Source organism: Sulfurimonas sp. (genome assembly GCF_026988655.1).
Classification (GTDB): domain Bacteria; phylum Campylobacterota; class Campylobacteria; order Campylobacterales; family Sulfurimonadaceae; genus Sulfurimonas.
Map to the genome: position 1 here is coordinate 1 of NZ_JALSKT010000032.1, position 2,323 is coordinate 2,323.

Here is a 2,323-nt window from a genome sequence, read left to right on the forward strand (position 1 = left end):
TGGTCAAGTACATATAACCAGTCTCTAATGTTTTTCCCATCTCCGTAGATTGGGATACTTTCTCCTGCCAATGCTTTTCGTATGATTGTAGGAATGAGTTTCTCATCATGTTGCTTTGGTCCATAGTTATTTGAACAGTTTGTTATGACTGTGTTCATTCCATAAGTCTCTTGATAGCTTCTTACTATCATATCACTACTTGCTTTTGATGCTGAGTAGGGAGAGTTCGGAGCATAAGGTGTCTCTTCTGTAAAAAGGTCCGTCTCATTCAATGTTCCGTATACTTCATCAGTAGATATATGGTGAAATCTACACCCTTTATAGTTTTCTTTGTATTGAAAGGGTTTATCCATCCAATGCTTATAGGCAACATCTAAAAGTGTAAAAGTACCATTGACATTTGTTTCTATAAATACACCAGGATGTTTGATGCTATTGTCCACATGGGATTCTGCAGCAAAATGGATAACTCCTTGTATGTCATACTCTGTAAATATAAATTCAACTAAATCTCTATTGCAGATATCGCCTTTTATAAACTTGTATCGGGGGTTGTCTTCACACTCTTTTAGGTTATCTAGATTTCCTGCATAAGTGAGTAAATCTAGGTTAATTAAGTGATATTCTGGATACTTCTCTAAAAAGTATGGTACAAAGTTACTTCCTATAAAACCAGCACAACCTGTCACTAATATATTTTTATGACTCATTATTTTCGCTCTCCCATTATTTTTAAACATCTATCTAAGCTATCTTTCCAGTATGGTATCAGTATACTAAATTCTTCTTTTATCTTTGATTTATTTAGTAAAGAGTAGTGAGGTCTTTTTGCAGGGGTTGGATACTCTTTAGTCTCAATTGGGTTTATTTGACAATCAATTTTTGCCATTCTCATAATCTCTTTTGCAAAGTCATACCAACTAAGAACTCCTTCGTTTGAGTAGTTATATATCTTAACTCGTGTATTATCTATGCGTGGAATTATGTCTAAAATGGCTTTAGCTAAGTCTTTTGCATAAGTAGGTGTACCAACTTGATCGAAAATGACACCTAAAGAGTCTCTTTCTTTGCCTAAGCGAAGCATGGTTTTTACAAAGTTTGCTCCAAATGAGCTATAAACCCATGATGTTCGAATGATTATGGAGTTTAAAGGGTTTATATCTAGCATAGCTCTTTCACCATCAAGTTTAGTTTTTCCGTAAACACCATTTGGATTTGTAATATCATCTTCCGTATAAGGCTTGTAGTTTTTACCGTCATATACATAATCAGTAGATATATGTACAAGCTTAATATTTTTTTCTTTTGCTATCTCTACTAAATTTTTAACTGCTATATGATTTATCTTATCTGCATTTACTTCATCTTCTTCTGCTTTGTCTACTGCTGTGTATGCTGCACAGTTTACGATAGTATTTATATTGTTAAGTTCTACAAACTCTTTTATCAATGCACTCTGAGAGATGTCTAAACTCTCCTTATCTGTAAAAAAGAAGTTATATTTATATGATGGTGATATAATTCTAAGTTCAGAACCAAGTTGGCCTTTAGAGCCTGTTACTAAGATATTATTCATTATAGTAGTTTACGCCATATTCAAAGATATCTTTAGTTTTTGAGAGTATAGGTTGCGTTTTATCTTTTGCAGAGAGTAACAGTTCATCTTTTGGTACTAACCAATCAATACCCAAACTATCATCATCAAATGCTATTCCCCTATCATTTTCAGGAGAGTAGTAGTTGTCTACTTTATATGCAAAGATAGTATCATCTTCAAGAACCACAAAACCATGGGCAAAGCCACGAGGAACCAAGAGTTGTTTCTTGTTCTCACTGTTTAGCTCAACACTAACATGTTTTCCAAAAGTAGGGCTGCCTTTTCGTATGTCTACCGCAACATCTAAAACACTACCCTTTATGACTCTTACAAGTTTAGTTTGTGCAGATGGTGGGAGTTGGTAGTGGAGTCCTCTTAAAACACCTCTACTAGATCTGCTTTCATTGTCTTGTATAAAATTTATCTTAAACCCTAAAAACTCTTCAAGCTTGTCTTCTCTATAGCTTTCAAGAAAATACCCTCTTGAATCACCATGAATATCTGGTTCTATTATGATTATATCTTCTATAGATGCTCTTGTAAATTTCATGATTGATTAGCTCTGTTTATTAGGTATTGACCATACTGGTTTTTTTTAAGTGGCTCGGCAAGTCTTAACAGCTCCTCTTTGGATATGTAGCCCATCTCATAAGCTATCTCTTCAAGACATGCTACTTTTAGTCCTTGTCTTTTTTCTATAGTTTGTATAAACATACTAGCTTCAAG

The 2,323-nt window shown here is 34.0% G+C and carries 3 protein-coding genes and 1 pseudogene; all 4 read right to left on the bottom strand.

All coding sequences use genetic code 11. The features are described 5' to 3' along the window. Positions 1-710, bottom strand: a 710-nt coding sequence (locus MV052_RS03005) for a GDP-mannose 4,6-dehydratase (RefSeq protein WP_297440846.1), incomplete at its 3' end; no start/stop codon positions are given. Next, on the bottom strand, positions 710-1,576 hold the full coding sequence (gene rfbD, locus MV052_RS03010; RefSeq protein WP_297440848.1) for a dTDP-4-dehydrorhamnose reductase: 867 nt from the start codon (positions 1,574-1,576) through the stop codon (positions 710-712). The genes MV052_RS03005 and rfbD, both read right to left, overlap by 1 nt. Further along, complete coding sequence (gene rfbC, locus MV052_RS03015; protein WP_297440850.1) at positions 1,569-2,147, bottom strand: dTDP-4-dehydrorhamnose 3,5-epimerase; 579 nt, start codon at positions 2,145-2,147, stop codon at positions 1,569-1,571. Before rfbC ends, rfbD begins: the two co-directional genes overlap by 8 nt. Then, positions 2,144-2,323 (bottom strand): annotated as a pseudogene (locus MV052_RS03020) (glucose-1-phosphate thymidylyltransferase); the annotation flags it as partial. The gene rfbC and the pseudogene MV052_RS03020, both read right to left, overlap by 4 nt.

Excerpts from the sequence above, each read along its gene's own strand:
- rfbD (WP_297440848.1), bottom strand. The coding sequence starts at position 1,576 with ATGAATAATATCTTAGTAACAGGCTCTAAAGGCCAACTTGGTTCTGAA.
- rfbC (WP_297440850.1), bottom strand. The coding sequence starts at position 2,147 with ATGAAATTTACAAGAGCATCTATAGAAGATATAATCATAATAGAACCA.